The following is a 25,289-nucleotide window of genomic DNA, read 5'->3' on the forward strand; positions in this document are numbered from 1 at the left end:
GCGGCTCAGGTTTCGCGGCGGCGCAGTTGGTGGGCGCGGGCCGACGCGTCCCGGGGGCCGCTCCGCTCGGCGAGGCCCGCGGCGATGCGGTCCTGTACCGCTTCCGGCTTGTGACTCGCGTACTTGAACTTCGCCCGTACGGCGGTGACGTCGAGGCGCAGCGCGCGGATGCCGGAGAGCATGCGGCCGTACGGGGCCTCGCCCACGGCCGCCCGCGCGGAACCCCCTTCCGGCTGGAAGTGGTCGACCTGGCGGTTCAGGAGGTCGGCCTTCTCGTCGGGGTCGTCGACGACGTGGGCGGTGCAGCGGAGCTGGACGGCGGCGTAGAAGCTGGTCGGCACGCCGTGCTCCGACGGGATGTCAGGCGCGGCCTGCCAGGGGCCCGGCACGTGCACGTAGTCGTCGACGACGCTCAACAGCACGTCGGGGTTGGTCTCCAGGGCGGGCCACAGGGGGTTGGGGCGCGCCAGGTGGGCGAGGACCCGGCCGTGCGGTCCGTGCTCCGCCTCGTACGTGAAGTGGAGAGGCTGGACGTGCGGCGGCTCGCCCGCAAGGCCGTTGACCGCGAGCTGGCCGAAGTCGTGCGCGGCCAGCCACTGTTGCCACTCGGTATCGGCGCGGGCCGCGTCCCAGGGGTGGATCAGCATCACAACTCGACCAGGTAGTCGGGGACTTCGGTGCCGGGGGCGAGGTCGGCGGCGGGGATGAGGGGGGCGTGGCCCTTGCGGAGCGGGACCACGCCCGCCCAGTGGGGGAGATCCATGTCTTCGGGGTCGTCGTTCGGGCCGCCGGTGCGGGCCTTCGCCGACACCTCGGTGAGGTCGAGGCGGATCACGGCGGTCGCCGCGAGCTCCTTGGCGTTCGCGGGGCGGGAGTCGGCGGAGCGGCCCGGCACGACGTGGTCGACCAGGGCGTCCAACGCGGTGCGCTTCTCCTCGGGGTCCGTGACCTGGTGGGCGGTGCCGTGGATCACCACGGAGCGGTAGTTGATCGAGTGGTGGAAGGCGGAGCGGGCCAGCACGAGGCCGTCGACATGGGTGACGGTCAGGCACACCTGCAGGCCCGGGTCCTCCTCCTGGCCCTGGGCGGCACCCGCCATGCGCAGCGGCCGGGAGCCGGTCGAGCCGTGTACGTAGAGGCGGTTGCCCACGCGGCCGTAGAGCGTCGGCAGCACGACAGGGGCGCCGTCGCGCACGAAGCCGAGGTGGCAGACGTACGCCTCGTCGAGTATCGCGTGCACCGTCTCGTGGTCGTACGCGGCGCGTTCCCGTGAGCGGGTGGGGACGGTGCGGTCGGTCGGTGCGTAGGCGGCGCTGTCCGGCTGGGCGGTGTCGGTGGTCGGCGTCGTCTGCATGGCCTCTCCCTGTACTGAACTGATCTGCGGGCTGTGCTGTGCTGATCTGTGTTCCGCTTGCTGTCGTTATTGCACTAGTGCATAATCTCTTTTGTGCTAGGAGAGTATCCGATCGAGGGTCGGCGCGCAGCAGAGATTGCGGCGAGCGTGGAGCGGGCCGTGGGTGACGGCGGCCTCGAGCCGGGTCAACTGCTGCCGCCTATGCGTGAGTTGGCGACGCGCCTGGGCGTGAATCCCAACACGGTCGCCGCCGCGTATCGCACGCTGCGTGAGCGCGGAGTCATCGAGACGGCGGGGCGGCGCGGCAGCCGCGTACGCCCGAAGCCCGCCACGACCGCGCGGGAACTGATGCGGGCGGACGTGCCGCCCGGCGTGCGGGACGTCTCCAAGGGGAACCCCGATCCGGCGCTTCTGCCCGCGCTCGCCGAGGCGTTCACCGCGGCCGCGGAGCAGTCCGACAAGGAACCCGTCCTCTACGGAGAGAGCTCCGTCGACCCGGAACTCGAACGGCACGCGCGTGTGGCCTTCGACGCGGACGGCATTCCCGCAGGGCCCGTCGCCGTCACCTCCGGATCGCTCGACGCCATCGAGCGGGTGCTCGCCGTCCACCTCAAGCCCGGCGACGCGGTGGCCGTCGAGGACCCGGGCTGGGGCAGCCTCCTCGATCTCGTCCCGGCGCTCGGGCTGCGCGTGGTCCCGGTCGGCGTGGACGACGAGGGGCCGCTGCCGGCCGATGTGGAGCGGGCGTTGGCGGGCGGGGCGCGCGCGGTGGTCGTGACGGACCGCGCGCAGAACCCCTGGGGCGCGGCCGTCACCGCTTCACGCGCGCGTGCCCTGCGGAAGGTGTTCGCCGCGCACAAGGACGTGCTGCTCATCGAGGACGACCATGGCCACGGCATCGTCGACCTGCCGCTGCACCCGCTGGCCGGGGTGACCCGCAGCTGGGCCCTGGTCCGCTCGACCGCCAAGGCGTACGGCCCCGACCTGCGGCTCGCCGTGCTCACCGGGGACCCCGTCACCGTGGACCGGCTGCTGGGGCGCCAGCGGCTCGGGCCCGGCTGGGTGAGCCGCCTCGTGCAGCGCGCCGTGGTGCGGCTCTGGGACGGCGGCGCGGTCGACGCGCGCGTGGTGGCCGCTTCCTACGGTCGGCGGCGGAACGCGCTGATCGCGGCGCTCGCCGAGCGGGGCGTGCCCTCGTACGGGCGCAGCGGCATGAACGTATGGGTGCCGGTGTCCGACGAGACCGGGGCGGTCGCGCGGCTGCTGCACGCCGGGTGGGCCGTCGCTCCGGGGGCACGGTTCCGGATGAGCGCGCCTCCCGCGGTGCGGATCACCGTGGCCGCGCTCGCCGACGAGGAGATCGTGGCGGTGGCGGACGCCGTGGCTTCGGCGGTCGGACCGGCGCCGGTGCGGCGGTACGACTGAGGGGAGGGTGGGGTCGGGGGCGGCTGTCCGGTGGGGTTGCCTGCCGGGCGGGGGCGTTGTGGTTGTCGCGGTGCGCGGTCGTGGTGGGTTCGGTGGTCGGGTCCGCGCCTGTGTGGTGGTGCGGCTGAGGAGTGCGGCCGGATGGGGCTGTCCAGTGGGGGGGTGTGCCGGGCGGGGCCGGGCGCCCGGCGGGGTTGCTTGCCGGGCGGGGCCGGGTGGCCGGTGGGGTCATTGGGTCGGGCGGGCTCGTGGTGTGCGCGGGCGGGACTGGGTGAGTGCCGCGCCCGCCAGGACGATCACCGCGCCGACCGGCGTCGACCAGCTCAGGGACTCGCCGAGCAGCGCGACGCCCGCCGCGGTCGCGATGACCGGGATGAAGTACGTGACCATCTGGGCGGTGGTCGGGCCGACCTCGGCGACCAGGGCGTACTGCAGCAGGAACGCGAGGCCCGTGCCGAGGGCGCCAAGTGCCACGATCGCCAGCAGTGGCACGACGGGGAAGTGCGTCGGCAGCGAGGTGAACAGCGGTGTCACGACGGCCAGTTCGGCGGTCGCGACCAGCAGCTGGGCACCGGACAGGGAGAGGTTCGAGTAGCCGGAACCCGCCAGGGTGCGGCGCACGTAGATCCAGCCGATCGGGTAGCTCAGCGAGGCGAGCAGTGCCATCGCGGTGCCGCGGAGGTCGAGGCCGCTGAAGCCCTGCCAGGCGCCGAGCACCGTGAGCACCCCGAAGAATCCGATGGCCAGGCCCGCGACGCGGCGCCGGGTCGGCCGGTCCTCGGAGAGCGCGACCAGTGACAGGGCCATGCCCCACAGCGGCGACGTCGCGTTGCAGATTCCGGCGAGCGTGGACGGAATCGTCAGCTCCGAGTACGCGAAGAGCGAGAACGGCAGGGCGTTGAGCAGGAAGGCCGCCACCGTCAGATGCAGCCAGGTCCGCGCCCCGCGAGGCAGGCGCTCGCGCTTGACCACCAGCACGGCGGCGACCACCGCCGTGCCGAACACCAGCCTGCCCAGGGTGACTTGGAAGGGGGCGTACCCCTCCGTGCCCACCTTGATCAGCAGGAAGCTGAAGCCCCAGATCGCGGAGAGGATGCCGAAGCGGACGCGCCAGTCGAGGGCGGGGCGCTTGGGGGTGACGCTGGTGGCTGTGGCTGTGGCTGTGGCTGTGGCTGTGGCTGTGGCGGTGGTGGTGGTTGGGCCCGTGGCGGTCGCTGGCGTGGGGGCGGTGGCTGTGGTGCGGGACGACGGGGTGGCGGTGCTCATGCGTCTCACGATGGGGTCTCGCGATCTCTTAGCACAAGCGAGATTTCGTGCCCGGTATCGCGTAGCATTGCTTACATGTTGAACCTGGAGCGCCTGCGTACGCTCGACGCCCTCGCCCGGCACGGCTCGGTCAGCGGTGCCGCCGCGGGACTGCACGTCACGACGTCGGCGGTCTCGCAGCAGATGACGAAGCTGGAGCGCGAGGTGGGCCAGCAGCTCCTCGCCAAGAACGGCCGCGGGGTGCGCCTGACCGATGCGGGGCGCCTGCTCGCCGAGCACGCCGCGCGGATCCTCTCGCAGGTCGAGCTGGCCCAGGCCGACCTGGAGGAGCAGCGCGGCAAGGCGGTCGGAGAGCTGCGGATCTCCGCGTTCCCCACGGCCATGCGCGGACTGATGCCCGCCACGCTGTCCGCGCTGCGCGCCGACCACCCCGGGCTCCGGGTCGGCTGCCAGGAGCTGGAGCCGACGCCGGCGGTGGCGGCCGTGGTGCGCGGCGACATCGACCTGGCGGTGGTCCTCGACTGGTACAACAAGCCGCTGCCGATCCCGGAGGGCCTGGCCAAGGCCCCGCTCCTCGACGACCCCGCCGATGTCGCGATGCCCGCGGCGCACCCCCTCGCCGACCGCGCCGAGGTGGACCTGGAGGAGTTCGCGGAGGACGAGTGGATCGCCTGGGCGGAGGGCGAGTTCTGCCACGAGTGGCTGATGTTCACGTTGCGCGGCAAGGGCATCGAACCGCGCGTCGCGCACCGCGCGGAGGAGCACCACACCCAGCTCGCGCTGGTCGCGGCCGGCCTCGGGGTGTGCGTGGCGCCGCGGTTGGGCCGCGACCCGATGCCTTCGGGGGTGCGTACGGTCCCGGTGCGGCATCGGGTGCGGCGCCATGTGTACGTGGTGTGGCGAGCGGACGCGGATCGCCGCCCGTCGATCCGCGCGGCGGTGGAGGCGCTGCGGGCGGCGGGGGCGGGGCTTCGGTAGGGGCGACCGGGCGCCCCCCAGGGGGCAGGGGGCAGGCGGCGGCCGGGCGAGCCCCCAGAGGCCCACCTCCATGGCTTCGTCAGGGGGCGAGACAGGCGTATCGAGTCAGACGTCTCATGCGTGTCGGCTCAGGCCTCCCAGGCGTGTCGGCTCAGGCGTCTCAGGCGTCTCAGGTGTGTCGGCTCAGGCGTCGAGCAGGAGGTCGAGGAGGAAAGCCGTCACGCCGTCGGCAGCTTGCGGAAGTCCCACGACGCCACCGCGTCCGGTGTCAGGCGCGCCCAGGCGTGGCGGCCGTCGTGCGGCATCTCGTCCAGGCCGAAGTTCTTGCGGGCGAACAGCCGCTCCGGGGCGTCGAGTTCGGGGCACGGTTCGCCCGTGCGCGGCGCCTCGCCGACGAACTCCACGGTGCCGGACAGCTCGACGCCGCGCAGCTCGCCGTACTCCTCACCGGCGTCGACCACCACGGCGATCCTGCCGTCCTTGCGCAGGTCGGCCCAGCGCTTGCTGCGGGTGATCGAGTACAGCCACAGCGAGGTGCCGTCCCAGGCGAACCAGAGCGTGCTGACGTGCGGGGCGCCGTCGGGGGACACGGTCGCCACCCGGCAGGTGCGCTCCGTGGTGAGGAACGTGTCGAGCTCGTCCGGCGTCATCATGATCCTGCGGCCCCGGCGTTGAGTGACGGCCATGTGTGGTCCTCCCGAGTGGCATCCCCGTGTTCGGCTGGGGGCACGGTCTCCACCTGCCCCCACGGTCTCCATCTGTCCCCACAGTCTCGACCTGCCCTGCAGTCCCGACCCGTCCTGCAGTCCCGACCCGTCCCGCAGTCTCACTTGCCCCTGCAGTCTCCACCTGCCCCGCAGCCTCTGACTGTGTGTCAGGAAAAGAATGGAGGGTCTTCCTTCGTGGCGCAATGGTCGTTAGCCTCGCGCGGATTCCGGGCGCCGGCCGTCCGGAGCGCCCACCGCCCCGGACGTCCGCGACAGGGGGAACCATGCCGTCGTACGAACAGCTCAGGGAACTCCTCGACCCCGCCACCACGGCCCTGCTCACCGTCGAGTGCCAGCAGGGCGTCGTGGGCACCGAGAGCGCGCTGCCCGAACTCGCCCGGGAGGCAAGGGCGTCGGGAGCCCTCGCCAATGTCGCGCGGCTGGTGTCCGCGGCCCACCAGAGCGGCGTCCAGGTGCTGCACGCCGTCGCCGAGCGGCGGCCCGACGGGCGCGGGGCCAGCCACAACGCACGCCTGTTCCGTGCCGCCTCCCGCCTGCCCGTGCAGCAGCTCTCGGGCACCACCGCCGTACGCATCGCGCCGCCGATCGAGGTGGCCGACGAGGACTTGGTCGTACGCCGCCTGCACGGCCTCTCGCCCCTGGCGGGCACCGACGTCGACCCCCTGCTGCGCAACCTGGGCTGCCGCACCCTGCTGGTGACCGGCGTCTCGGCCAACGTCGCGATCCCGAACGCCGTGTTCGACGCCGTGAACCTCGGCTACACCGTCTGTGTGCCCGCCGACGCCATCGCGGGAGTGCCCGCCGACTACACGCCCGCCATGGTCCGCAACACCCTCGCGCTCGTCGCGACCATCACCGCCACGCAGGACGTGCTCGGCGTCTGGAAGCGGCCGGGCCGCGCGAACTAGGCCAGTTTGATCGAGCCGCCCGTCACGGTGATGTCGGCCGCGGGCAGCGGCTGCGGCGCGGGGCCGCCGCGTACGCCGCCGTCCGCGATGTCGAACTTGCTGCCGTGGCAGGGGCAGTTGATCGTGCCGCCCTCGACGCTCGTCACCGGGCACTGCTTGTGGGTGCAGCGGTTGGAGAACGCCTTGAACTCACCCTTGGTGGGCTGGGTGACCACCACTTCCCGGTCCTTGAAGATCTTGCCCCCGCCGACGGGGATGTCCGACGTGCTGGCCAGCACGGCCCCGCCCGCGCCGCCGCCGTCGGGCGACGGCGCGCCCGCGGGCTCGGAGGAGTCCTTGTCGTCGCCCCCGCCACCGCAGGCGGTGAGGGCGGCGGCGAGGCCCGCGGCGCCGATCGTGGCCACGACGGTGCGGCGGCAGGGCGCGGAGACGGTCTCTTCGGCGGAGACGGTCCCTTCAGAAGTCGTCATGCCCAGAGGTACGGGGCCGCCGGCCGCTGTGTTCAAACGGTCAAGGATTTCTTCAGAAAGTCGAGTTCGAGCCGGAGCAGGTTCGCCGCCACCTCCTCCTGGGCGACCAGATGGCTCGCGCCGGGCAGCGGCAGCACCGTGTGCGGGCGCCCCGCGGCCAGCAGCGCCGCGGAGAAGCGCAGCATGTGGGCGGGCAGGACGTTGTCGTCCGAGAGCCCGTGCACCAGCATCAGAGGCCGCTCCAGGAGATGCGCGTGCGCGACCAGCGAGTTGCGCTCGTACTGCTCGGGCTGGACGTCGGGATGGCCCAGATAGCGCTCCTTCCAGTGCGTGTCGTACAGCCGCAGGTCCGTCGGGGCGGCGCCCGCCACCGCCGCGTGGAAGACGTCCGGGCGGTGCAGCACCGCGCCCGCCGCGAGGAAGCCGCCGAAGGACCAGCCGCGGATGCCCACGCGCTCCAGGTCCAGGTCGGGGAACCGCTCGGCCGCGGCGTGCAGCGCGTCCACCTGGTCGTCGATCACCGGCGTCAACTGGTCGCCGTGCACGGCCTTCTCCCAGTCCTCGCCGCGACCGGGGGTGCCGCGCCCGTCCGTGATCAGCACCGCGTAGCCCTGCTCGGCGAACCACTGCGCCACGACCGTCCACCACGCGCGCGCGTGGACCACGAGTTGGAGTCCCGGACCCGCATAGGGGCAGAGCAGCACCGGCAGCTTCCCGGAGCCCGCCTCGTGCCAGGACGGCAGGTACAGGGCGCTGCGCAACTCGCGCTTGCCGAGGGTGAGATGGCGGGGCCGGGGCGTCACCACCGGTTCCTCGGCGAACACCGCGATCCGCCCGGCGGGTTCGCCGCCGCGCAGCACGGTCACCGTCTGCCCCTCGGGGGTCCTGCTGTCGAGGACCACCGTGTCGCCGCCGACGGCCGCCGTGTGCACGCCCGGACCCTCGCTGATCCGCCGCGGGGTGCCGGTGCGGAGTTCGGGGTCGGGCTCGTCGTCCTGGTGGTCGAACGACCAGACGTGGACCTGGGTGGGGTCATCGGACGTCGCGGTGAACCACACCCGCTCGCCGACACGGCCCAGGACCTCCCGCACCTGCAGGCCGCGCGGCGTCCTGGTGTCGCCGACCCGCAGACCGCGCGTTCCGCCGACGACGTTCCAGGGCCGCACGGCCCGGCCGCTCGCGAGGCGCAGCGGCGTGCCCGGCATCAACTCCAGCCAGGCGGTGTCCCGTTGGTGCGAGACCATCCGCGTCTCGCCGGACCCCGGGTCCACCTCCATGATGTACATCGAGCGCTGGTCGCGGGTCTGGAGCGTGATCAGGGGGCCATGGGCGTCCCAGCACACCGTGGGGACGTACTGGAAGGCGCCGTCCGTCCACGCTCCGGAGTAGTGGTACTCGGAGACGTGGTCCGGGGTGCGCACCGCGACCCGCGTCCCGTCCACGCCCAGGACGTGCAGCGACGTCTCGGCGTTGGCGGTGCCCGCCGCCGGATAGCGCACCGCGCGCGGCGGCAGCTCGGGCCGTGCGGGGTCGGAGATCCACCACCGCTGCACCTGGGAGGCGTCCACGCGCGCGACGATCAGCGCGTCGCTCCGCGGGGACCACCAGAAGCCCCGCTGCCGGCCCATGGACTCGGCGGCCGCGTGATCGGCGAGACCGTACGTGACGTCGTCGCCCTCGGGCTCGGCGAGCACCCGGTCGTCCGTGCCGTCGGTGCCGATGACGCGCAGGGCGCCGCCGGTGACGTACGCGATGCGGGTCCCGTCGGGCGAGGGGCGCGGGTCGACCACGGGGCCCGCCGTGGCGATCCGGCGCGGTAGGCCGCCGTCCGTGTCCACCACCCACAGCGCGCCGCCCAGCGCGAAGGCCACCACGCGCGCGTGGTGGTCGGTCGCGAAGGCCACGACTCCTTGTGAGGCCTCGCGCGCGCGTTCCCTGCGGACGCGTTCGGCCTCCGGCAGCGGACCCGTCTCGCCGAGGCCGAACGGGTCGGCGAGTATGCGCTCGGCTCCGTCCTCGAACAACCACAGCCTGCTGACCGGGTCGTCGCCCGCGGTGGAGCGGACGAACAGCACCCGCTCGCCGTCGGGGGAGACCGTGAAACCGCGCGGCACGCCCAGGGAGAAGCGGCGCGTGCGCGCGAACTGACGAGGAAGATCAGGGGAGTCCATGCCGGGCACTGTAGGCAGGCGGGCGCGTGATCGAACAGAGCGTGATCGAACAGCGTGGGACCGGCAGTAATCTGGGCCCATGCTCAGCGAAGTCACCGCGGTCCGCTACGTCACGCCCCTGCGGGAGGGCGGGTCGCTGCCCGGAGTCGTCGAGGTCGACGACCACGGCACGTACGCGACGTACGTCATCAAGTTCACCGGCGCCGGCCAGGGCCGCAAGACACTCGTCGCCGAGGTGGTCTGCGGTGAACTGGCGCGCAGGCTCGGCCTGCGGATGCCGCGCCTCGTGCAGATCGCGCTCGACCCGGTCCTCGGCCTCGGCGAGCCCGACGAGCGCGTCCAGCAGCTGCTCAAGGCGAGCGGTGGACTCAACCTCGGCATGGACTTCCTGTCGGGCGCCCTCGGCTTCGACCCGCTCGCCCACGAGGTGGATCCGGCCGAGGCGGGGCGCGTCGTCTGGTTCGACGCGCTGATCAACAACGTGGACCGCTCCTGGCGCAACCCCAACCTGCTGCTGTGGCAGGGCGACCTGTGGCTCATCGACCACGGGGCCAGCATGATCTGGCACCACAACTGGCGCACCGCGGAGACCGCGTCCGCCAAGCCGTACGACGCTTCGGACCACGTCCTCGCCCCCTACGGCCCCGATGTCGCGGCGGCCGCCGCCGAGCTCGCCCCGCTCGTCACCGAGGAACTGCTCACCGAGGTCGTGGCCGAGGTGCCCGACGAGTGGCTGGCCGACGAGCCGGGCTTCGCCGACGCGGACGAGGTGCGCCGCGCGTACGTGGCGGCGCTGTTGCCGCGCGCCAAGACCATTCACGAGCGGATCACCCTGCCGGGGGCCGAGCCGAAGGGTGCCACCAAGTGAGCGAGCAGTCCGTGCCCGTACGGGACGTCTTCGAGTACGCGCTGGTGCGCGTCGTGCCGCGCGTGGAGCGCGGCGAGCAGTTCAACGCGGGCGTGGTGGTCTACTGCCGCGCCAAGTCCTTCGTGGCCGCCCGCACGCACCTCGACGAGGGCAAGCTCCTCGCCCTGGACCCGGCGGCCGACGTGCGCGGCATCGAGGCGGCGCTCGGCGCCGTCGAGCGGATCTGCGCGGGCGGAGCGGCCGCGGGCCAGGCCGAGGGCGACGACGCGGGGCGGCGCTTTCGCTGGCTCATCGCGCCGCGCTCCACGGTGGTGCAGCCGGGGCCGGTGCACACGGGCCTGACGGCGGATCCCGCGGCCGAGGTCGACCGCCTCCTCGACCTGCTGGTGCGGTAAAGAATCACAGCTCTCCTGTGTGCCGTTGACACCCGGTGCCAGGGCTTCTAGCGTCTCGTCCAGCTGAAGGTACTAAGCGGTCGCTCACCATCGGGGCGTACCGTAGAGAGCCGCATCCCAAGGGCGAGGAGAACCAGCATGTCCACCACTGAGCAGCGCGTCGCCGTCGTGACCGGAGCCGCGCGAGGCATCGGCGCGGCCACCGCCGTACGGCTCGCCGCCGAGGGCCGCGCCGTGGCCGTCCTCGACCTCGACGAGGCCGCCTGCAAGGACACCGTCGCGCAGATCACCGCTGCCGGTGGCAAGGCGATCGCCGTCGGCTGCGACGTGTCCGACGAGGCCCAGGTCGAGGCCGCCGTCGCCCGCATCGCCCAGGAGCTCGGCGCGCCGACCATCCTCGTCAACAACGCCGGCGTGCTCCGCGACAACCTCCTCTTCAAGATGAGCGCCAGCGACTGGGACACGGTCATGAACGTGCACCTGCGCGGCGCCTTCCTGATGTCGAAGGCCTGCCAGGCGCACATGGTCGACGCGGGCTTCGGCCGCATCGTCAACCTCTCCTCGTCCTCCGCCCTCGGCAACCGCGGCCAGGTCAACTACGCCGCCGCCAAGGCCGGCCTGCAGGGCTTCACCAAGACCCTCGCCAAGGAGCTCGGCAAGTTCGGCGTCACCGCCAACTCCGTCGCCCCCGGCTTCATCGTCACCGAGATGACCAAGGCCACCGCGGACCGCGTCGGCATGGACTTCGAGGAGTTCCAGGCCGCGGCCGCCACGCAGATCCCGGTGCAGCGCGTCGGCCGTCCCGAGGACATCGCCAACGCCATCGCCTTCTTCACGGGCGACGCCGCGGGCTTCGTCTCCGGCCAGGTCATGTACGTCGCCGGCGGCCCGCTCAACTGACCCGGAAGGCAAGGATCATGGCTGTGCAGGACAGTGGGAAGGCCGCGCTCGTCACGGGCGCGAGCCGCGGCATCGGATACGGCATCGCCGAGGCCCTGGTCGCCCGCGGCGACCGCGTCTGCATCACCGGGCGCAACGAGGACGCCCTCAAGGAGGCCGTCGAGAGGCTCGGCGCCGACCGGGTCATCGGCGTCGCGGGCAAGGCCCACGACGAGGCGCACCAGGCGGTCGCCGTGGAGCGCGCCATGGAGGCGTTCGGCCGCGTCGACTTCCTGGTCAACAACGCCGGCACGAACCCGGTGTTCGGACCGATGGCCGAGCTCGACCTCAACGTGGCGCGCAAGGTGTTCGAGACCAACGTGATCTCGGCGCTCGGCTTCGCCCAGCAGACCTGGCGGGCCTGGCAGAGCGAGCACGGCGGCGCGATCGTGAACATCGCCTCCGTCGCCGGTGTCTCCGCATCGCCGTTCATCGGGGCCTACGGGATGAGCAAGGCCGCCATGGTCAACCTCACCCTGCAGCTGGCGCACGAGTTCGCGCCGAAGGTGCGCGTGAACTCGATCGCGCCCGCGGTCGTCAAGACCAAGTTCGCCCAGGCGCTCTACGAGGGCCGTGAGGCGGAGGCGGCGGCCTCCTACCCGCTCGGCCGCCTCGGTGTGCCCGAGGACATCGGGGGCGCGGCCGCGTTCCTCACCTCCGCCCAGTCGGACTGGATCACGGGCCAGACACTCGTGGTCGATGGCGGCATCTTCCTCAATGCGGGCGTCGGCTGACGAAGGCCGCGCAATCGCTGGGTACGCCGTCAAAAGCGACGTTTAACCGCATCAAGTGCCCCGTCGGCGCCATGAGTTGGACCGGCGGGGCACTGCGATATGGTCTCCCGACCCCATGGCATGGCCGATCGAGGAGCGTGCGCGTGTTCAGTGAAGTTCCCCTTGCGAAGCGGAAGAGGGGTATGCGCCAACTGGCGGCGCTCACGTCCATGTCCCTGCTCGCTGGTTGCGGGGTGCTGTCCTCCGAAGGGTCGGAGGAGGAACAGCAGATCACCGTCGGCACGATGAGTGCGCCGAGCACCCTGGACCCGGCGAAGGCCTGGGACAGCTCCTGGGAGCTCTACAGAAACGTTTTCCAGACGCTGCTCAGCTTCCCTTCGGGGGCGACCGAGCCCGAGCCGGACGCCGCGGAGTCCTGCGAGTTCACGGACGCCTCCAACAAGGTCTTCACCTGCGAACTGCGCGAGGGCCTGAAGTTCTCCGACGGCGACCCGCTGGACGCGGCGGCCGTGAAGTACTCCTTCGACCGCATGCGGACGCTCGACGAGAAGGGCGTCGTCAAGGGCGGGCCCATGGGGCTGCTCGGCTCCCTCGACACGGTCGCGACGAAGGGCGAGAGCACCGTCGTCTTCCGCCTCAAGAAGCCGGACGCGACCTTCCCGTTCGTCCTCGCGACCCCGGCCATGTCGATCGTCGACCCCAAGGAGTATCCGGCGGACAAGCTCCGCGAGGGCGACGAGGTCACGGGGTCCGGGCCGTACACGCTCAAGTCGTACGTGCGCAACGAGAAGGCCGAGCTCCTCAGGAACGACCACTACAAGGGCGCGGCCGACGTCAAGAACGACGCCGTGACCATCCGCTACTTCAAGAAGTCGTCGGCCATGGTCGAGGCCCTCAAGGCCAAGCAGATCGACGTGACCTTCCGAGGCCTCGCCTCCGAGGACATTCTCGCCATGCAGGGCAAGGGCAGGCGCGAGCAGGACATCGAGCTCGTCGAGGGCTCGGGCACCGAGATCCGTTACCTGGTCTTCAACACCAAGGACCCCTGGGCGCGCAAGCTGCCGGTCCGGCGGGCGTTCGCGCAGGTCGTCGACCGCGGTGCCATCGCCCACAAGATCTACAAGGACACCGTCGAGCCGCTGTACTCGATGGTCCCCAGGGGGCTCACGGGCCACGCCACCGGGTTCTTCGACGACTACGGAAACCCCAGCACGGCCAAGGCGAGGAAGATCCTCACCGACGCCGGCATCAACGAGCCCGTGCCGCTGACCCTCTGGTTCACCTCCGACCGCTACGGATCGGCGACCGCGCTGGAGTTCGCCGAGCTCAAGCGGCAGCTGGAGGCGTCGGGCCTCTTCAGGATCACGCTCAAGAGCCGCCCCTGGACCGAGTTCCAGGAGGGCTACAGCAAGGGCGAGTACCCCGTCTTCGGACGCGGCTGGTTCCCCGACTTCCCCGACGCGGACAACTTCATCGCGCCGTTCGTCGGCCCCAAGAACGTGCTCAACACGCCCTATCCCTCCAAGGAGATCACCGACGAGGTGCTGCCGCGCGAGCGCAGGGAGACCGACAGGGGCGCGGTCATCGACCAGTTCGAGCGGGCGCAGGAGATCCTCGTCGACGACGTGCGGCTGCTGCCGCTGTGGCAGGGCAAGCAGTACATCATGTCCAGCGAGGAGATAGCGGGCGGCGAGCGTGCCCTCGACCCCTCGGCGATCATGATGATGTGGGAGCTGCAGCGCAAGACGAGCTGGTAGCGACGTGGGCGTGGGCGTGGCCGTGCGGCTCGGGGCCGCGGGCCGGGGGCCGGGGGAGCGGGCCGATTGTCAGTGGTCGCCGGTAGGTTCTTCGGTGAGAAGTGACCGCACACCGGAGGTTGTTGACGTGACCGACATCGCCATGCTGCCCGCGTCCTGGCGCGGAGTCCTCGGCGAGGAGCTGCAGAAGCCCTACTTCGAGGAGCTCACCGAGTTCGTCGAACAGGAGCGGTCGAAGGGTCCCGTCTACCCTCCGCGTGACGAGGTCTTCGCCGCCCTCGACGCGACGCCGTACGACGAGGTGAAGGTCCTGGTCCTCGGCCAGGACCCGTACCACGGCGAGGGGCAGGGCCACGGCCTCTGCTTCTCCGTGCGCCCCGGTGTGAAGACCCCGCCCTCGCTGCGGAACATCTACAAGGAGATGAAGGAGGAGCTCGGCCACCCCGTGCCGGACAACGGCTATCTGATGCCGTGGGCCCAGCAGGGCGTCCTCCTGTTGAACGCGGTCCTGACGGTCCGCGCGGGCGAGGCCAACTCCCACAAGGGCAAGGGCTGGGAGAAGTTCACGGACGCGGTGATCCGCGCGGTGGCCGACCGCCCCGACCCCGCCGTCTTCGTGCTGTGGGGGAACTACGCCCAGAAGAAGCTCCCCCTGATCGACGAGGAGCGGCACGTGGTCGTCAAGGGCGCGCACCCCTCACCGCTGTCCGCGAAGAAGTTCTTCGGCTCGCACCCCTTCACGCAGATCAACGAAGCGGTGGCGGCGCAGGGGCACGAGCCGATCGACTGGCGGATCCCGGACCTCGGCTGAGCGTCCTCGGCGTCGTACGCCAGCCCTCGGTGGCGTACGTCAGCCCTCAAGGGCGTACGTCAGGGAGTACGGAGTGGTGTGCTGGCCGCCCCGCGCCGTGAACGAACCGGTACCGGTGAGCCCCGTCAGCTCGCCGGTCGCCGAGCCGGGCAGCACGGTGAAGGCGCACTCGATGACGCCGTCGGCGCCGAAGGAACCGCGCTGCTCGATGACGAACGAGCCCCTGCGGCCTTCGAGGGTGCCGTCGATGAACTCGTGGCCGACGAAGCTGCCGACCGTCTCGCTCGTGTACGCGATGGAGTACTCGCAGGAGGCGCCCGCCGCCGCGACGGCGCCGGCGTAGTCGTTGGTGACGGCGGCGTGCGCGATGCGGGCGCCGCCGTCCGCGCCGGCGACGGGCTTCTCGTCCCAGTGGACGAAGGTGAAGGTGCCGGTGGTCTGGTGAGTCATGAGGTCTCCTCTGTGCCGAGGGCCCGGTCAGGCCGCTCTGGAGAAGATGCTCACAGCGGTACCTGACACCTTCTGTCAGGTACTGGGGCAGACTTGGGCGGCATGCGCGCCGACCGGCTCCTGGCCCTTCTCCTGCTGCTCCAGAACCGCGGACGCATGACCGGGCCCGAGCTCGCCGAGGAGCTTGAGGTCTCGGTCAGGACCGTCTACCGGGACGCCGAGGCGCTCGCCGCGTCCGGAGTGCCCGTCTACGCCGAGCGCGGACCGACGGGCGGCTTCCGGCTGCTCGACGGCTATCGGACCCGGCTCACGGGCCTCACTGACGACGAGGCCGACTCGCTGGCGCTCGCCGGGATGCCGGGGGCCGCCGCCGACCTGGGGCTCGGCGCGGAGCTGGCCACCGCTCAGCTGAAGTTGGCCGCCGCGCTGCCCGCCGGGCTCGCTGAGCGGTCGCGGCGCATCCAGGAGCGCTTCCACCTGGATGCGGCCGCGTGGTTCCGCACCGCGGACCCGGCGCCGCTGCTCGACGTGGTCGCCGACGCCGTCTGGCGGCAGCAGGTCCTGCGCGCGCACTACCGGCGCTGGGGCGGCGAAGTCCGGCGCGATCTCCATCCGTTGGGCCTCGTGCTCAAGGCGGGCAACTGGTACCTGGTGGCGTCCGCCGACGGCGGCGCACGTACGCATAGCGACGTACGTACGTATCGGGTGTCGCGGTTCCTGGCGGCGACCGTGGCGGAGGAGCCCTGCGACCGCCCCGACGGCTTCGATCTCGCGGCGTACTGGGACGAGGCCTCGCGCGGCCTGGAGGCGCGGGTGCTGCGGGGCACGGCGCGGCTGCGGGTCTCCCCGTCGGGGCTGCGGCTGCTGCCCGCGATGTTCGGGGCGGCGGGGGTGCGTGCCGTGGAGGGGGCGGGCGCGCCGGACCCGGACGGCTGGGCGGAGGTGGATCTCGACGTGGAGGAACTGCCGGTGGCGGTGAGCGACATCCTCCGGCTCGGCCTGGAGGCGGAGGTGCTCGGGCCGCCCGAGCTGCGCGCCGATGTGGCCAGGAGCGTCACCGGGCTGGCCCAGCGGTACGCGTGAGCGGCCCGCCCGCGAACGTGCCTGACCGGGATTGTCAGTGGTGGCCGCTAGCGTCGTCAGGGATGGGGGAGTCGGCCGCACGACCACGGAGGACCCGGTGACGGAGCAGCAGGAGCAGACGGCGGAGGACGCGATGATGACGCGGATCGGGCAGGCGGTCATGCTGCATCACGGCGGTGACCGCGAGGAGGCGCAGGACCGCTTCCTCGGTCTGTGGGGGGAGATCGGCGAGGACGGCGACCCGCTGCACCGCTGCACGCTCGCGCACTACATGGCGGACACGCAGGAGGACCCCTCGGACGAACTGGCGTGGGACCTGCGGGCGTTGTCGGCGGCGGACGAGCTCACCGACGAGCGGCTGAACGAACACCACAGGTCGCTCGCGGTGCGCGGTTTCTACCCCTCCCTGCACCTCAACCTGGCCGCGGACTACGTGAAACTGGGCCGCCCGGAAGCCGCCCGCAGCCATCTGCGCCGGGCCCGCGGCGCGGTGGGCTCCCTGGAGGACGACGGGTACGGGAACGGGATCAAGGCGGCCATCGCCCGCCTTGAGCGGCAGGTGGGGGAGGGGAGCGAGGAGGAGTGAGCTTCGGAGGGGAGGGGGGTGAGCTTCTGAGGGGGGGAGGGGTGAGCTTCTGAGAGGGGAGAGGAAGTGAAGGCTGGGGCGGGGTTCTGGGGTCAACGCCCGTACGTCTCGCGGCAGATGACCGCCTGAGGGCTGTCCGGCCGCCAGTTGCCGTACGCCTCGCCCAGCGCGCACACGTCCGTGCCGGGGGCCGCGCTCGTGCGGGAAGGGGCGGGGCGGGTGGCGCCCGCGTCCGGTCGTGACGCCGCGGGCCTGCGTGCCGGCGGGGGCGTGGGGCGCGGGGATCCGGGCGGCGCGGTGTCCGGGCGGGGCCCGGTGGCGGCGGCGGTCTTGCTCGGCGGTGCGGAGCGCCGGCGGGGCGGGCCCATGCGCTCCAGGGCCTCCCGGGCCGGGGCCTGCACGATCTGCGGCCGGTCCTTCCCCTCGGCGCGGGGGCCGGGAGGGGGTGCGGTGGCGGCCGCGGGGCGGGCTCCGTCGGGCCGCTCGACGCTCACACAGCCGGAGACGGCGGCCGAGGCGGCGGTCGTGACGGCCACGGAGACGAGGAGCGCGGCGGTGGTCGTCGTTCGGTGCACCCGCACAACTCTGCGGTGGCCGGGGGTGTTCGGTGCGGGAACGCGGTGACGTTGCCCCGCACGGGTGACGGGGTGGGCGTGCGGGGTGGCTAGCCCGCCCCCCCTGCGCGCCTTCCCTTGCGCCGGGTGCGGGTGCGTCGGGTAGACCCCCTGGCGCTCGCCCAGGCCCAGGCCCAGGTCAGGTCCAGGCCCAGGTCAGGTCCGGGCCCAGACTCGGGTCCGGGCCCCGGCCCCGCTCACCCGTTCAGCATCCCCCGCAGCAGCTCCCCCGCGCCCCTCCGCAGCTCCTCCTCGGACGGCACCGTCGCGTGGTACGAACCGGCCACGCACGAGAACATCAGGCCCTCGCACCACGCCACCAGGGAGAGCGTGTGGCGCTCGGGTTCGCGGGAGCCCGCGGCGCGGAGCAGGGCCACCAGGGGCTCGCGGAACTGGGCGCCCGTCGCGTCGTAGAAGCTGCGGAGCTCCGGCCTGCGGGTGGCCTCAAGGGCCAACTCGTAGCGGGACACGAGCAGTTGGCGGTAGTCGCCGGTCAGGTAGCGGTGCAGGGCCAGGGCGAGTCCCGCGGCCAGCGTCTCCAGGCCGGCCGCCGGGTCCGGCATCCCGGCGGGGTCGAGGACCTCGCTCTCCCGCTCGGCCTGCCGCCGCACCGCCGCCTCCAGGAGGGCGAGCCGGGTGCGCGCGTGGTTGGACGTCGAGCCCTGCGGCAGCCCCGCCGCCTCGTCGACGGCCCTATGGGTGAGGCCGCGCATGCCGCGCTCGGCGAGCAGGGCGAGGGCGGTGTCGGCGATGAGTTCGGTGCGGGGAGCACCCGTGCTGCGTACGGACATGGCGGAAACCTTACCCGGCTCACTACAGCTGTAGTACGGTCATGTCGTCGCTCACTACAGCTGTAGTGAGCGGGTGGGTGACGCGTACGCGGCGGCCGCGTACGGCACCGCAGAGGAGGAGCCATGAAGCAACAGCCCCACGCAGTCGTCATCGGCGGCGGCATCGGCGGGCTCACCGCGGCCATCGGCCTGCACGCGTCCGGGTGGAGCGTCACGGTCCTTGAGCGTGCCGCCACGCTGGAGCCGGTCGGCGCGGGCATCGGTCTCGCCCCCAACTCCCAGCGCGCCCTGGACACCCTGGGCCTCGGCGACCGGGTCCGCGCGCTGGCCGCCTGGCAGGGCGACGGCGGCATGCGGGCCCAGAACGGCCGCTGGCTGGTGCGCACGAGCGCGGCCGAGGCCGAGGCGGCGTACGGCGGATCCCTGGTCATGCTGCACCGCGCGACCCTCGTCGACCTGCTCGTCTCCGCGCTGCCCGAGGGGACGCTGCGCACCGGCACGCGGGCCCGCCTCACGGACCCCGGCGGCCCCGACCGCCGCGCCGTCGTCACCACCGGCGACGGCGACGTCGAGGCGGACCTCGTCGTCGGCGCCGACGGCATCAACTCCGCCGTGCGCACGGCGCTCTTCCCGGCCCACCCCGGGACCGTGTACGCGGGGTTCACCACATGGCGCTTCGTCATCCCCGCGCCGGGACGGGCCTTCGCGCCGCACGAGACCTGGGGCCGCGGCGGCGTATGGGGCACCCAGCCGCTGAAGGACGGCCGGGTGTACGCGTACGCCACGGCCCGGCTGCCCGAGGGCGGCAGGGCGCCCGACAACGAGAAGGCCGAGCTGGAGCGCCGCTTCGCCGACTGGCACGACCCCATCCCCGAGATGATCGCAGCCGTCCGCGCGCAGGACGTCCTGCGCAACGACGTCCGCCATCTGCCGACGCCGCTCGCCCGCTTCCACCGCGGCCGCGTCGCCCTCGTCGGGGACGCCGCGCACGCCATGACGCCGAGCCTCGGCCAGGGCGGCAACCAGGCCATCGAGGACGGCGTCGTCCTCGCCCACCACGCGGCGCCCGGCAACGACCTCGCCGCGGGACTCGCCGCCTACAGCGCGGCACGCGTCCCGCGCACCACGGAGATCGTCGAGCGCGCCGCCCGCGCCTCCCGCGTCACGCACCTCACCAGCGCCCCGCTCATCGCCGTACGCAACACCCTTGTCTCGGCGGCGTCGCGGCTCGGCCCGAACCTCCTCATGCGCAGCTTCTCCTCCATCGCCGACTGGCGTCCTCCGCAGGCCCCGTATGCTGCGGGAACGGCGACCGGAGCCCTCCAGCCCAGCACGGAGGCGACGGGTCGCGAGCCAGCACAGCGGTAGGCCAGTGGTAGTGGTCGGTAGGGAGACAAGGGTGAAGATCGGCTGCATCGGACTCGGTGACATCGCGCAGAAGGCGTATCTGCCCGTCCTCACCACCCTGCCCGGCGTCGAACTGCACCTGCAGACGCGTACGCCCGCGACGCTCGCCCGCGTCGCAGGCGTCCACCACATCCCCGAGGAGCGCTGCCACACCGACCTGGACGCGCTGCTCGCCCAGGGGCTGGACGCCGCGTTCGTGCACGCGCCGACCGCCGTGCACCCGGAGATCGTCACCCGCCTCGTCGAAGCGGGCGTGCCGACCTACGTCGACAAGCCCATCGCGTACGAGCTCGCCGACTCCGAGCGGCTCGTGGACCTCGCGGAGGAGCGCGGCGTCAGCCTCGCCGTCGGCTTCAACCGCCGTTACGCACCCGGGTACGCGCAATGCGTGGAGCACCCGCGCGAGGTGATCCTGATGCAGAAGAACCGCGTCGGGCTGCCGGAGGACCCGCGCACGCTCGTCCTCGACGACTTCATCCACGTCGTGGACACGCTGCGGTTCCTGGCGCCGGGGCCCGTCGACGACGTCACCGTGCGCGCCCGCGTCGAGGACGGGCTCATGCAGCACGTGGTGCTCCAGCTGGCCGGTGACGGGTTCGTCGCGATCGGCATGATGAACCGGCTCAGCGGCTCCACCGAGGAGATCCTTGAGGTCTCCGGTCAGGACACCAAGCGGCAGGTGGTCAACCTCGCCGAGGTCATCGACCACAAGGGCCAGCCCAGCGTGCGGCGGCGCGGTGACTGGGTGCCGGTGGCCCGCCAGCGCGGCATCGAGCAGGTGGTGCTCGCCTTCCTCGACGCCGTGCGCGCGGGCAAGGTGCTCAGCGCCCGGGACGCGCTGGCGACCCATGAACTGTGCGAGCGCGTGGTCCGTGCCGTTCAGGAACAGCGGCGGGGCGCCTGAGGGACCGCGCGCCCTCGGCCGCGCACAGGGCGGCGAGCACGAGCACCGCGATGTGCACCGGCCAGTCGCCCCACCTCACGTACGCCGTCGTGCCCTTGGCCAGCGGCACGTCGTACACCTCGGCGGCGCTCGCCGAGGTGCCGAGCGGGGTGCCGACGCGTGAACCGTCCGGGGCGTGCACCGCGGAGACCCCGGTGAGCGTGGCGTGCACCATCGGGCGGCCCGTCTCGGCGGCCCGCAGCGCCGCGAGCGAGGCGTGCTGCCGCGGCGCCCAGCTGTCCTGGAACGACGACGTGGCGGACTGGGCGAGGAGCACCTGGGCGCCGTCGCGCGTGAGCCGGCGGCTCATGTCGGGGAACGCCGACTCGAAGCAGACCAGCGGGCCGACGCGCAGGCCGTCCCCCGCGTCCATCACCACCTGCCGGTCGCCGCGCCTGCGGTCCTCGCCCGCCGCCTTGCCGACCGACGTGGCCCAGCCGAGCAGGGAGCGCGCGGGAACGTACTCGCCGAAGGGGACGAGCCGCATCTTGTCGTAGCGGTCGCCGGTCGGTCCCTGCGGGCCCACCAGGACGGAGCTCTTGAAGATGCCGGGCCGGTCGGAGCGGCGCGCGTCGACGTTCACCAGGATGTCCGCGCCGACCTCGCGGGAGAGCGCGGCGATCCGGCGCGCGACGTCGGGCCGATCGGCCAGGTCGAAGCCGACGCTGCTCTCGCCCCAGACGACGAGGTCCAGGTCCTGGCCCGCAAGCGTGCGGGTCAGCGCCTCCTCGCGAGCGAAGCGCTTGTCGGCGCCCGCGATGCCGTTGATGACGCCGGGCTGGACGACGGCGATCCGGGTGTGCCCCGCGGCTTCGGGGCGCGGTGCCCACGCCCAGGCGGCGGTGGTCGCGGCGGCCACGGCGAGCAGGCCCGCCAGGGCGGGGGCGGCCGCGGTGCCCGCGGGGGGCCGAGGGGGCGTGGGGGTGCCTGCGGTCGTGGGGATGCGTGTGGTGGTGGGGGTGCGTGCGCTGGTAGGGGTGTGTGCGGTGGTGGCGGTGCGCGTGGTCGTGGCGGTGTGCTCGGCCGCAGCGACGACCAGCAGCGCGACCGCGGTGTTCATGGCCACGACCAGCGCGCTGACCAGCCACACCCCGCCCACCGACACGAGCCGCAGCGCCGGTCCCACCTGCCACTGGCTGGCCCCGAGCAGACCCCACGGCCCGCCCAACCCCTCCCAGGACCTGACCAGTTCGACCATCAGCCAGGCCGAGGGCAGCATTAGGAGCGCGACCGCGGCCCGCCCGCGCGTCGGCGCGCCGCCGAGGTAACGCCGCGCCAGCCAGCCCCACGGCGCCCACAGCAGGCCGAGCAGCGCGGCGATGACGACCGTGAACACATGCAGGCTCGGCACCAGCCAGTGGTGCACCGCCAGCATGAAGCCGAGGCCGCCGAGCCAGCCGTCGAGCGCGGCGCGGCGCCCGGTCGGGGCCGACCTCGCGAGCAGGATCCACGGCACCAGCGCGACGTACGCGAACCACCACAGCGACGGGGCGGGGAAGGCCAGGGCGGGGAGCGCCCCGGCCGTGACGGCGGCGGCGCCGCGCCACCGGCGCGACGCGAGCAGCGGCACGGCGCGCCGCCTCAGCCGCCCCCACCGGTCGTCGCCGAACAGGTCCATGCAGCGCCTCCCTCGGTCCCCGACGCCAGGTCGTGCCGTGCCACCAGTGTGCGCGTCGCCGACGATCTAGGACAGTGGGCGTTGGTCCATGCGCTGGATGTCGTGCGCTGGGTGTCGTGCGTCGGATGCCATACGGCGGGTGTCATACGGCGGGTGTCATACGTCGGACGTCATGCGTCGGAGGCCGTCTCCCGATGCCGTTCGTCGGCAGTGCGGCGCCACTTCTCCGTGACGACCACGTGGCGCAGCCGCCAGCCGCTGTGTGTACGCAGGAGCGCGAAGGAGTAGCGGCCGCCGCAGACGAAGTCCGGTGCCGTGCCCGTGGCCGGGGCGGCGGCGTCGGCCGCAGCGAGACGCATGGGGTTCACGTAGTCGGCCTGGACGTGCGCGGTGTCGCCCACGTCCTGGTCGAGCGTCCCGAAGTCCAACTTGCGGTTGGTTATCAGGTGTTGGCGCATCGGGAACAGCCGCATCGTCTCCGCGAGCCATGCGGCGATCTCGTCGACTCCTCCTTCGATGCCGCCCGCGGAGCGGTAGTCGGCGCGTCCGCCGGGGGCGAAGAGCTGTCGGTAGCCGTTCCAGTCGCCGTCGTCGACGGTCACGGCGTAGTCGGTGATGAGGGCGTCGATCGCCAACCGGTCGATCACGGCTGCGAGTTCCACACGCTGCGTCATCGGCTCAGTGTTGGGCACGGGCGGTGCCGAGCCAAGGGGCTTGCAGGGAGGAAGAGTTAGCGTGGGGGAGTGAGGACCAAGGGTGTTCTGATGGATGTCGGCGGAGTGCTGGTCCGGGAGTACCTGCCGGCCGCGGCGCGGGAGTGGGGCGCGAGGCTCGGGATCTCGGCGCAGGCCTTCCTGGCGGCACTCTATGAAGGCAACGAATCCGGTGTCCTGATCGGCGTCGTCACCGAGGACGCGTGGTGGCACACGGTCGGGCGGCGGCTGGGGATCGGCGCGGAGCTGGTCGCCGAGGTGCGGCGGGACCTGGCGGCGCGGGAGACGTGGGACGAGCGACTCGTGGGGCGGATGAGGGAGTTGAGGGGGTTGCGGGGCGGGCGGGACAGGGAGGGCTGGCGAGGCCGGCAGGGCCTTCCTGGGCGTACGGAGGGCGTGGCTACCGCCGTCGTCAGCAATACGTGGCCGAGCCTGCGGACGAGGATGACCGACACCGGGCTCCTCGACATCGCCGACCATCTGGTCCTGTCCTGCGAGGTGGGCTGCGCCAAGCCGGACCTCCGCATCTACGAGATCGCCGTGCGGCGGACGGGTACGGAGCCTGCCCGGACGCTGTTCGTCGACGACGTGGCGGAGAACGTCGAGGCCGCGCGGGCGCTCGGGATGGTCGGCCATGTCCATACGGGCGTGGAGGACACGCTGAACAGGCTCGACGCCTTCCTGCGCTCCTAGGCCGCCTTCGCCGCGGTCCTAGGCGGCCTTCACCACCTCTTCGCGGACAGCGGCCGCCCACTCCGTCACCAACTGCTCGTACTCTCTGCGCTGTTCGGCGGTGAGTCGGCCGCCGGCGCGCAGCCACAGGCCGCGGATCCGCTCGTTCAGTTCGACGGAAGACCGCACGGAACCATGGGGTGGTGGGGTTAAGGGCATGGCGTCAAGCCTAGGGGATGGCTACGACAATCGGAACTGTCAGCTACCGCACACCTCCGCCACGTGATCGTCCCGTCCGGTCGCCGTGCCCAGAACGGTGTGGAACGGTATGAATCGGAAGGAATGTCCCATCCCCTACCGGGAGAGGTTGGTGGCGCCATGTCCTCGAAGCGACGCCGCAAGAAGAAGGCCCGCCGCAAGCACGCGGCCAACCACGGCCGACGGCCCCAGTCCTGACGGGCGCCGCGTGCGCGGCCCCCTGTGAATGTCGTACGGCGGCCCCCTGCGGATGTGGCAAAGGGGCCCCTACGAATGTGACAAAGGGGCGCTGAGGCGCCCCGGCGCCGGACATGATGCCGGGCATGGAGGAACCCGGGAAGAGATTCAGGCCAGGGCAGCGGGCGGCGGTCGCCGCTCTGGTCGTCATCGGCGCGGGGGCGATGGTCACCGCTGTCGTCCAGGTGCCCTGGCTGGTGGAGGGCGACCGGGTCGAGGACCGGAACGGCGAGCTCGTCCCCGCGGCCGGCATCATCATCACGGGACTCCGCACCGCGCTGATCGCGATCGTCGCCGGAGCCATCGCCGCACTCGGCCTCTGGTACACGCACAAGAAGCACGCACTGGACCGGCGGCAACTGCAGCAGGCGCAGGAGCAGTTCCAGCTGGCGCAGCGTCAATTCGAGCACGCGCAGGAACAGTTCGCCCACACGCAGGCCAAGGACAGGGAGCAGGCCGACCTCGCCCGCGAGGCGCAGGTGACCGACCGCTACGTGGAAGCGATCAAGCTCCTCAGCTCGGACGGCGACACGCAACGCCTGGGCGGCATCTACAGCCTCGAACGGACGATGCGCGACAGCGAGAAGGACCACGCGACGATCGTGGCGGTCCTGGCGGCGTTCATCAGGCAACACGCACCTCGGGACGGCTTCTTCCCGCGCCCGGACGAAGTGGTCCAGGCGGCGGTGACGGTCCTGGGGCGCCGCCCGCCCCGGGAAGAGGCGACACGCCTGGACCTGAGGCGCACCAACCTCGCGTCCCTGGACCTGTCCCACGCCGACTTCACCAGGGCCCGCCTGGCAGGCGCGGATCTGCGCGGTGCCAACCTCCACCACGCGGACTTCTCCGAGGCCTGGGCCCCCGAGGCGGACTTCAGGGGAAGCTACGCGCTCGCGACGCGGTTCCACGGGGCGTATCTGCGCAAGGCCCACTTCTCGATGGAGCAAGTGCCCGCGGGAATGCCGGAGTTCAACGAGGTCGTCACCGACCCGGACGCGGGCACGAACAGCGCTCCCGAACAGGAGAATCCGCATCAGGGGCCTGCTTGACCTGACGTCGAACCCATGTGCCCTGCATCTGAATCGGCGACTCGGATGGAAAAGAACCGTGCGG

The 25,289-nt window shown here is 72.4% G+C and carries 28 protein-coding genes; 16 read left to right on the forward strand and 12 right to left on the reverse strand.

Annotation, left to right across the window (positions count from 1 at the left end):
- Nucleotides 1-5: 5 nt before the first annotated feature.
- Nucleotides 6-647 (reverse strand): FMN-binding negative transcriptional regulator, encoded by a 642-nt coding sequence (locus tag ACZ4D5_RS37775; protein ID WP_467776997.1) that lies wholly within the window; start codon nt 645-647, stop codon nt 6-8.
- Nucleotides 647-1,354: a pyridoxamine 5'-phosphate oxidase family protein gene (locus tag ACZ4D5_RS37780; protein ID WP_467776998.1), complete on the reverse strand. Its 708-nt coding sequence runs from the start codon at nt 1,352-1,354 to the stop codon at nt 647-649. Before ACZ4D5_RS37780 ends, ACZ4D5_RS37775 begins: the two co-directional genes overlap by 1 nt.
- A gap of 93 nt (nt 1,355-1,447) precedes the next feature.
- Between ACZ4D5_RS37780 and ACZ4D5_RS37785 the strand changes: the two genes are divergently transcribed.
- Nucleotides 1,448-2,779, forward strand: coding sequence for an aminotransferase class I/II-fold pyridoxal phosphate-dependent enzyme (locus ACZ4D5_RS37785; protein WP_467776999.1), 1,332 nt, complete (start codon nt 1,448-1,450; stop codon nt 2,777-2,779).
- Between the two features lie 228 nt (nt 2,780-3,007).
- Here the strand turns inward: ACZ4D5_RS37785 and ACZ4D5_RS37790 are convergent, their stop codons facing one another.
- Nucleotides 3,008-4,045, reverse strand: a complete 1,038-nt coding sequence (locus ACZ4D5_RS37790) for a DMT family transporter (RefSeq protein ID WP_467777000.1) — start codon at nt 4,043-4,045, stop codon at nt 3,008-3,010.
- 75 nt (nt 4,046-4,120) lie between these two features.
- On the opposite strand from ACZ4D5_RS37790, the gene ACZ4D5_RS37795 reads away from it, so the two are divergent.
- Complete coding sequence (locus ACZ4D5_RS37795) at nt 4,121-5,023, forward strand: LysR family transcriptional regulator (RefSeq protein ID WP_467777001.1); 903 nt, start codon at nt 4,121-4,123, stop codon at nt 5,021-5,023.
- A gap of 218 nt (nt 5,024-5,241) precedes the next feature.
- On the opposite strand, the gene ACZ4D5_RS37800 is transcribed toward ACZ4D5_RS37795, so the two are convergent.
- On the reverse strand, nt 5,242-5,709 hold the full coding sequence (locus ACZ4D5_RS37800; protein WP_467777002.1) for a pyridoxamine 5'-phosphate oxidase family protein: 468 nt from the start codon (nt 5,707-5,709) through the stop codon (nt 5,242-5,244).
- A gap of 305 nt (nt 5,710-6,014) precedes the next feature.
- Here ACZ4D5_RS37800 and ACZ4D5_RS37805 point away from each other — a divergent pair, with 305 nt between their 5' ends.
- Nucleotides 6,015-6,659 carry a cysteine hydrolase family protein gene (locus ACZ4D5_RS37805; protein ID WP_467777003.1) on the forward strand — a complete coding sequence of 215 codons (645 nt, stop codon included), beginning with the start codon at nt 6,015-6,017 and terminating at the stop codon, nt 6,657-6,659.
- On the opposite strand, the gene ACZ4D5_RS37810 is transcribed toward ACZ4D5_RS37805, so the two are convergent.
- Together ACZ4D5_RS37810 and ACZ4D5_RS37815 are read right to left on the reverse strand one after the other, a co-directional pair.
- The gene (locus tag ACZ4D5_RS37810; protein ID WP_467777004.1) at nt 6,656-7,129 is read right to left on the reverse strand and encodes a Rieske (2Fe-2S) protein; all 474 of its coding nucleotides are present in this window, start codon (nt 7,127-7,129) and stop codon (nt 6,656-6,658) included. The genes ACZ4D5_RS37805 and ACZ4D5_RS37810 overlap by 4 nt on opposite strands.
- 32 nt (nt 7,130-7,161) lie before the next feature.
- Nucleotides 7,162-9,300, reverse strand: coding sequence for a S9 family peptidase (locus ACZ4D5_RS37815; RefSeq protein WP_467777005.1), 2,139 nt, complete (start codon nt 9,298-9,300; stop codon nt 7,162-7,164).
- A 79-nt stretch (nt 9,301-9,379) separates the two neighbouring features.
- Here ACZ4D5_RS37815 and ACZ4D5_RS37820 point away from each other — a divergent pair, with 79 nt between their 5' ends.
- From ACZ4D5_RS37820 to ung, 6 genes are all read left to right on the forward strand, one after another.
- Nucleotides 9,380-10,168, forward strand: coding sequence for a HipA family kinase (locus ACZ4D5_RS37820; RefSeq protein ID WP_467777006.1), 789 nt, complete (start codon nt 9,380-9,382; stop codon nt 10,166-10,168).
- Nucleotides 10,169-10,179: 11 nt separating this feature from the next.
- Complete coding sequence (locus ACZ4D5_RS37825) at nt 10,180-10,563, forward strand: DUF3037 domain-containing protein (RefSeq protein WP_467777131.1); 384 nt, start codon at nt 10,180-10,182, stop codon at nt 10,561-10,563.
- Between the two features lie 138 nt (nt 10,564-10,701).
- Nucleotides 10,702-11,463: a 3-oxoacyl-ACP reductase FabG gene (gene fabG, locus ACZ4D5_RS37830; protein WP_467777007.1), complete on the forward strand. Its 762-nt coding sequence runs from the start codon at nt 10,702-10,704 to the stop codon at nt 11,461-11,463.
- A gap of 17 nt (nt 11,464-11,480) precedes the next feature.
- Nucleotides 11,481-12,236 carry an SDR family oxidoreductase gene (locus tag ACZ4D5_RS37835; protein WP_467777008.1) on the forward strand — a complete coding sequence of 252 codons (756 nt, stop codon included), beginning with the start codon at nt 11,481-11,483 and terminating at the stop codon, nt 12,234-12,236.
- A gap of 182 nt (nt 12,237-12,418) precedes the next feature.
- Nucleotides 12,419-13,993, forward strand: coding sequence for an ABC transporter substrate-binding protein (locus tag ACZ4D5_RS37840; protein ID WP_467777009.1), 1,575 nt, complete (start codon nt 12,419-12,421; stop codon nt 13,991-13,993).
- Between the two features lie 127 nt (nt 13,994-14,120).
- A complete protein-coding gene (ung, locus tag ACZ4D5_RS37845; protein ID WP_467777010.1) occupies nt 14,121-14,804 on the forward strand; it encodes a uracil-DNA glycosylase in 684 nt (227 codons plus the stop codon).
- 39 nt (nt 14,805-14,843) lie between these two features.
- Here ung and ACZ4D5_RS37850 read toward each other — a convergent pair whose 3' ends face one another.
- The gene (locus ACZ4D5_RS37850; protein ID WP_467777011.1) at nt 14,844-15,254 is read right to left on the reverse strand and encodes a DUF3224 domain-containing protein; all 411 of its coding nucleotides are present in this window, start codon (nt 15,252-15,254) and stop codon (nt 14,844-14,846) included.
- A gap of 102 nt (nt 15,255-15,356) precedes the next feature.
- On the opposite strand from ACZ4D5_RS37850, the gene ACZ4D5_RS37855 reads away from it, so the two are divergent.
- Nucleotides 15,357-16,337 carry a helix-turn-helix transcriptional regulator gene (locus ACZ4D5_RS37855; protein ID WP_467777012.1) on the forward strand — a complete coding sequence of 327 codons (981 nt, stop codon included), beginning with the start codon at nt 15,357-15,359 and terminating at the stop codon, nt 16,335-16,337.
- Between the two features lie 97 nt (nt 16,338-16,434).
- Nucleotides 16,435-16,923: a hypothetical protein gene (locus ACZ4D5_RS37860; RefSeq protein ID WP_467777013.1), complete on the forward strand. Its 489-nt coding sequence runs from the start codon at nt 16,435-16,437 to the stop codon at nt 16,921-16,923.
- A 92-nt stretch (nt 16,924-17,015) separates the two neighbouring features.
- Here the strand turns inward: ACZ4D5_RS37860 and ACZ4D5_RS37865 are convergent, their stop codons facing one another.
- Nucleotides 17,016-17,498, reverse strand: coding sequence for a hypothetical protein (locus ACZ4D5_RS37865; protein WP_467777014.1), 483 nt, complete (start codon nt 17,496-17,498; stop codon nt 17,016-17,018).
- Between the two features lie 236 nt (nt 17,499-17,734).
- Nucleotides 17,735-18,328: a TetR/AcrR family transcriptional regulator gene (locus ACZ4D5_RS37870; RefSeq protein ID WP_467777015.1), complete on the reverse strand. Its 594-nt coding sequence runs from the start codon at nt 18,326-18,328 to the stop codon at nt 17,735-17,737.
- 123 nt (nt 18,329-18,451) lie between these two features.
- Between ACZ4D5_RS37870 and ACZ4D5_RS37875 the strand changes: the two genes are divergently transcribed.
- The gene (locus ACZ4D5_RS37875; RefSeq protein WP_467777016.1) at nt 18,452-19,696 is read left to right on the forward strand and encodes an FAD-dependent monooxygenase; all 1,245 of its coding nucleotides are present in this window, start codon (nt 18,452-18,454) and stop codon (nt 19,694-19,696) included.
- Nucleotides 19,697-19,727: 31 nt separating this feature from the next.
- On the forward strand, nt 19,728-20,639 hold the full coding sequence (locus tag ACZ4D5_RS37880; protein ID WP_467777017.1) for a Gfo/Idh/MocA family protein: 912 nt from the start codon (nt 19,728-19,730) through the stop codon (nt 20,637-20,639).
- Here ACZ4D5_RS37880 and lnt read toward each other — a convergent pair.
- Entirely contained in the window at nt 20,557-22,296 is a 1,740-nt protein-coding gene (lnt, locus tag ACZ4D5_RS37885; RefSeq protein ID WP_467777018.1) for an apolipoprotein N-acyltransferase, read from the reverse strand. The two genes, ACZ4D5_RS37880 and lnt, sit on opposite strands and share 83 nt — an antisense overlap.
- A 170-nt stretch (nt 22,297-22,466) precedes the next feature.
- Complete coding sequence (locus ACZ4D5_RS37890) at nt 22,467-22,970, reverse strand: nuclear transport factor 2 family protein (protein ID WP_467777019.1); 504 nt, start codon at nt 22,968-22,970, stop codon at nt 22,467-22,469.
- Between the two features lie 90 nt (nt 22,971-23,060).
- On the opposite strand from ACZ4D5_RS37890, the gene ACZ4D5_RS37895 reads away from it, so the two are divergent.
- Complete coding sequence (locus tag ACZ4D5_RS37895) at nt 23,061-23,702, forward strand: HAD-IA family hydrolase (RefSeq protein WP_467777020.1); 642 nt, start codon at nt 23,061-23,063, stop codon at nt 23,700-23,702.
- Nucleotides 23,703-23,720: 18 nt separating this feature from the next.
- Here ACZ4D5_RS37895 and ACZ4D5_RS37900 read toward each other — a convergent pair whose 3' ends face one another.
- Entirely contained in the window at nt 23,721-23,870 is a 150-nt protein-coding gene (locus ACZ4D5_RS37900) for a hypothetical protein (RefSeq protein WP_467777021.1), read from the reverse strand.
- A gap of 189 nt (nt 23,871-24,059) precedes the next feature.
- On the opposite strand from ACZ4D5_RS37900, the gene ACZ4D5_RS37905 reads away from it, so the two are divergent.
- Nucleotides 24,060-24,137 carry a 50S ribosomal protein bL37 gene (locus tag ACZ4D5_RS37905; protein ID WP_467560784.1) on the forward strand — a complete coding sequence of 26 codons (78 nt, stop codon included), beginning with the start codon at nt 24,060-24,062 and terminating at the stop codon, nt 24,135-24,137.
- Nucleotides 24,138-24,262: 125 nt separating this feature from the next.
- The gene (locus ACZ4D5_RS37910; RefSeq protein WP_467777022.1) at nt 24,263-25,225 is read left to right on the forward strand and encodes a pentapeptide repeat-containing protein; all 963 of its coding nucleotides are present in this window, start codon (nt 24,263-24,265) and stop codon (nt 25,223-25,225) included.
- Nucleotides 25,226-25,289: the final 64 nt, after the last annotated feature.

Source organism: Streptomyces sp. NPDC025651 (genome assembly GCF_055558735.1).

Excerpts from the sequence above, each read along its gene's own strand:
- ACZ4D5_RS37910 (WP_467777022.1), top strand. The coding sequence starts at position 24,263 with ATGGAGGAACCCGGGAAGAGATTCAGGCCAGGGCAGCGGGCGGCGGTC.
- ACZ4D5_RS37835 (WP_467777008.1), top strand. The coding sequence starts at position 11,481 with ATGGCTGTGCAGGACAGTGGGAAGGCCGCGCTCGTCACGGGCGCGAGC.
- ACZ4D5_RS37780 (WP_467776998.1), bottom strand. The coding sequence starts at position 1,354 with ATGCAGACGACGCCGACCACCGACACCGCCCAGCCGGACAGCGCCGCC.
- ACZ4D5_RS37890 (WP_467777019.1), bottom strand. The coding sequence starts at position 22,970 with ATGACGCAGCGTGTGGAACTCGCAGCCGTGATCGACCGGTTGGCGATC.
- lnt (WP_467777018.1), bottom strand. The coding sequence starts at position 22,296 with ATGGACCTGTTCGGCGACGACCGGTGGGGGCGGCTGAGGCGGCGCGCC.
- ACZ4D5_RS37905 (WP_467560784.1), top strand. The coding sequence starts at position 24,060 with ATGTCCTCGAAGCGACGCCGCAAGAAGAAGGCCCGCCGCAAGCACGCG.
- ACZ4D5_RS37870 (WP_467777015.1), bottom strand. The coding sequence starts at position 18,328 with ATGTCCGTACGCAGCACGGGTGCTCCCCGCACCGAACTCATCGCCGAC.
- ACZ4D5_RS37855 (WP_467777012.1), top strand. The coding sequence starts at position 15,357 with ATGCGCGCCGACCGGCTCCTGGCCCTTCTCCTGCTGCTCCAGAACCGC.
- ACZ4D5_RS37820 (WP_467777006.1), top strand. The coding sequence starts at position 9,380 with ATGCTCAGCGAAGTCACCGCGGTCCGCTACGTCACGCCCCTGCGGGAG.
- ACZ4D5_RS37790 (WP_467777000.1), bottom strand. The coding sequence starts at position 4,045 with ATGAGCACCGCCACCCCGTCGTCCCGCACCACAGCCACCGCCCCCACG.
- ACZ4D5_RS37805 (WP_467777003.1), top strand. The coding sequence starts at position 6,015 with ATGCCGTCGTACGAACAGCTCAGGGAACTCCTCGACCCCGCCACCACG.
- ACZ4D5_RS37895 (WP_467777020.1), top strand. The coding sequence starts at position 23,061 with ATGGATGTCGGCGGAGTGCTGGTCCGGGAGTACCTGCCGGCCGCGGCG.
- ACZ4D5_RS37875 (WP_467777016.1), top strand. The coding sequence starts at position 18,452 with ATGAAGCAACAGCCCCACGCAGTCGTCATCGGCGGCGGCATCGGCGGG.
- ACZ4D5_RS37775 (WP_467776997.1), bottom strand. The coding sequence starts at position 647 with ATGCTGATCCACCCCTGGGACGCGGCCCGCGCCGATACCGAGTGGCAA.
- ACZ4D5_RS37810 (WP_467777004.1), bottom strand. The coding sequence starts at position 7,129 with ATGACGACTTCTGAAGGGACCGTCTCCGCCGAAGAGACCGTCTCCGCG.
- ACZ4D5_RS37850 (WP_467777011.1), bottom strand. The coding sequence starts at position 15,254 with ATGACTCACCAGACCACCGGCACCTTCACCTTCGTCCACTGGGACGAG.
- fabG (WP_467777007.1), top strand. The coding sequence starts at position 10,702 with ATGTCCACCACTGAGCAGCGCGTCGCCGTCGTGACCGGAGCCGCGCGA.
- ACZ4D5_RS37815 (WP_467777005.1), bottom strand. The coding sequence starts at position 9,300 with ATGGACTCCCCTGATCTTCCTCGTCAGTTCGCGCGCACGCGCCGCTTC.
- ACZ4D5_RS37800 (WP_467777002.1), bottom strand. The coding sequence starts at position 5,709 with ATGGCCGTCACTCAACGCCGGGGCCGCAGGATCATGATGACGCCGGAC.
- ACZ4D5_RS37840 (WP_467777009.1), top strand. The coding sequence starts at position 12,419 with ATGCGCCAACTGGCGGCGCTCACGTCCATGTCCCTGCTCGCTGGTTGC.
- ACZ4D5_RS37795 (WP_467777001.1), top strand. The coding sequence starts at position 4,121 with ATGTTGAACCTGGAGCGCCTGCGTACGCTCGACGCCCTCGCCCGGCAC.